Source organism: Shewanella sp. 10N.286.54.B9 (assembly GCF_041468565.1).
In the GTDB taxonomy this organism is placed as follows: Bacteria; Pseudomonadota; Gammaproteobacteria; order Enterobacterales; family Shewanellaceae; genus Shewanella.
This window is the reverse complement of sequence record NZ_JBFRIY010000007.1, coordinates 2,335-5,575: the sequence shown is the minus strand read 5'-3', so window position 1 is coordinate 5,575 and position 3,241 is coordinate 2,335. Positions and strand designations below refer to the sequence as shown.

The 3,241-nt window shown below is 49.0% G+C and carries 1 rRNA gene; it reads right to left on the bottom strand.

From position 1 onward, the window contains the following. Positions 1–68: 68 nt before the first annotated feature. Positions 69–2,961: ribosomal RNA gene (locus AB4135_RS02265) — 23S ribosomal RNA — on the bottom strand. Between the last annotated feature and the right edge of the window lie 280 nt (positions 2,962–3,241).

Here is a 3,241-nt window from a genome sequence, read left to right as displayed (position 1 = left end):
CACATTAAGTGCTTCTAATTCTGGTTTCTGTCGAAACATCAGTCTCATACAAAACCCATCAGGGTTGTATGGTTAAGCCTCACGAGTCATTAGTATCAGTTAGCTCAACGCCTCACAACGCTTACACACCTGACCTATCAACGTCCTAGTCTCGAACGGCTCTTTAGAGGAATTAAATTCCTAGGGATGACTCATCTTAGGACTCGCTTCCCGCTTAGATGCTTTCAGCGGTTATCGATTCCGAACGTAGCTACCGGGCAATGCTATTGGCATAACAACCCGAACACCAGCGGTTCGTCCACTCCGGTCCTCTCGTACTAGGAGCAGCTTCCTTCAATCATCCAACGCCCACGGCAGATAGGGACCGAACTGTCTCACGACGTTCTGAACCCAGCTCGCGTACCACTTTAAATGGCGAACAGCCATACCCTTGGGACCGACTTCAGCCCCAGGATGTGATGAGCCGACATCGAGGTGCCAAACACCGCCGTCGATATGAACTCTTGGGCGGTATCAGCCTGTTATCCCCGGCGTACCTTTTATCCGTTGAGCGATGGCCCTTCCATACAGAACCACCGGATCACTATGACCTACTTTCGTACCTGCTCGACGTGTATGTCTCGCAGTTAAGCTGGCTTATGCCATTGCACTAACCGTACGATGTCCGACCGTACTTAGCCAACCTTCGTGCTCCTCCGTTACTCTTTGGGAGGAGACCGCCCCAGTCAAACTACCCACCAGGCACTGTCCCGAACCCCGATTCAGGGGCCGCGGTTAGAACATCAAAACTACAAGGGTGGTATTTCAAGGTTGACTCCACTCCATCTAGCGACGAAGCTTCAAAGTCTCCCACCTATCCTACACATGTAGGTTCAATGTTCAGTGCCAAGCTATAGTAAAGGTGCACGGGGTCTTTCCGTCTAGCCGCGGGTATACGGCATCTTCACCGCAATTTCAACTTCACTGAGTCTCGGCTGGAGACAGCGTGGCCATCATTACGCCATTCGTGCAGGTCGGAACTTACCCGACAAGGAATTTCGCTACCTTAGGACCGTTATAGTTACGGCCGCCGTTTACCGGGGCTTCGATCATGAGCTTCTCCGAAGATAACCCAATCAATTAACCTTCCGGCACCGGGCAGGCGTCATACCGTATACTTCCTCTTGCGAGTTTGCACAGTACTGTGTTTTTGATAAACAGTTGCAGCCACCTGGTATCTGCGACTGCCAGCAGCTTAAGGAGCAAGTCCTATCACCGCCGGCAGCGTACCTTCTCCCGAAGTTACGGTACCATTTTGCCTAGTTCCTTCAGCCGAGTTCTCTCAAGCGCCTTGGTATTCTCTACCCAACCACCTGTGTCGGTTTGGGGTACGATTCCTACTAACCTGAAGCTTAGAAGATTTTCCTGGAAGCATGGCATCAACTACTTCAGTCCCTTAGGACCTCGTCATCAACTCTCAGCCTAGTGTGTACCCGGATTTGCCTAAGTACACAGCCTACAGCCTTAAACGCGGACAACCAACGCCGCGCTAGCCTAGCCTTCTCCGTCTCTCCATCGCAGTTAGCAGAAGTACAGGAATATTAACCTGTTTCCCATCGACTACGCCTTTCGGCCTCGCCTTAGGGGTCGACTCACCCTGCCCTGATTAACATTGGACAGGAACCCTTGGTCTTTCGGCGAGGGAGTTTTTCACTCCCTTTATCGTTACTCATGTCAGCATTCGCACTTCTGATACCTCCAGTGTGGGTTACCCCTTCACCTTCAACGGCTTACAGAACGCTCCTCTACCGCACTAGATAAATCTAGTACCCATAGCTTCGGTGTATTGCTTAGCCCCGTTAAATCTTCCGCGCAGGCCGACTCGACTAGTGAGCTATTACGCTTTCTTTAAATGATGGCTGCTTCTAAGCCAACATCCTAGCTGTCTAAGCCTTCCCACATCGTTTCCCACTTAGCAATAACTTTGGGACCTTAGCTGATGGTCTGGGTTGTTTCCCTTTTCACGACGGACGTTAGCACCCGCCGTGTGTCTCCCGTATAGTACTCATTGGTATTCGGAGTTTGCAAAGGGTTGGTAAGTCGGGATGACCCCCTAGCCTTAACAGTGCTCTACCCCCAATGGTATTCGTACGAGGCGCTACCTAAATAGCTTTCGAGGAGAACCAGATATCTCCCGGTTTGATTGGCCTTTCACCCCCAGCCACAAGTCATCCGCTCATTTTTCAACATAAGTCGGTTCGGTCCTCCAGTTGATGTTACTCAACCTTCAACCTGCCCATGGCTAGATCACCGGGTTTCGGGTCTACACCTTGCAACTAAACGCGCAGTTAACACTCGGTTTCCCTACGGCTCCGCTATTCGCTTAACCTCGCTACAAAATGTAAGTCGCTGACCCATTATACAAAAGGTACGCAGTCACGGTCTCAAGAACCGCTCCCACTGCTTGTACGTATACGGTTTCAGGTTCTATTTCACTCCCCTCACAGGGGTTCTTTTCGCCTTTCCCTCACGGTACTGGTTCACTATCGGTCAGTCAGGAGTATTTAGCCTTGGAGGATGGTCCCCCCATGTTCAGACAAGATGTCACGTGTCCCGTCCTACTCGTTTTCACGTAAAGTTAGTTTTCATGTACGGGGCTATCACCCTGTGCCGCTGTGCTTTCCAACACATTCCACTAACACCCTCTACGCTTAAGGGCTAATCCCCGTTCGCTCGCCGCTACTAGGGGAATCTCGGTTGATTTCTTTTCCTCCGGGTACTTAGATGTTTCAGTTCCCCGGGTTTGCCTCTTTAACCTATGAATTCAGTTAAAGATACATGCTTATGCATGTGGGTTTCCCCATTCGGACATCGTTAGCTCAAATGCTTGTTACTAGCTCGCCAACGCTTTTCGCAAGTTACTACGTCCTTCATCGCCTCTGACTGCCAAGGCATCCACCATATACGCTTAGTCACTTAACCATACAACCCAAATAAGTCTCTATGAGAGATATCCGTTGTTTCAAGCGGGTAAGCTTAAAACAGTCGTATCGTAACTAATGGTTTCTACTTTCGCCAAAATTAGAATTTTTAACTCGTTCATCAACATAAATGCTAACTCACAAGCCAAGACACTTAATGTTTAAGTGTTTAGAACTCAATTTTTTAATTTCGCGTTAATCCTATAAATAACAGTACGATAAATCGTAGTTGTTATCCCTTTCAGATTAACACTATCAGCTTTCCAAATTTTTAAAGAACG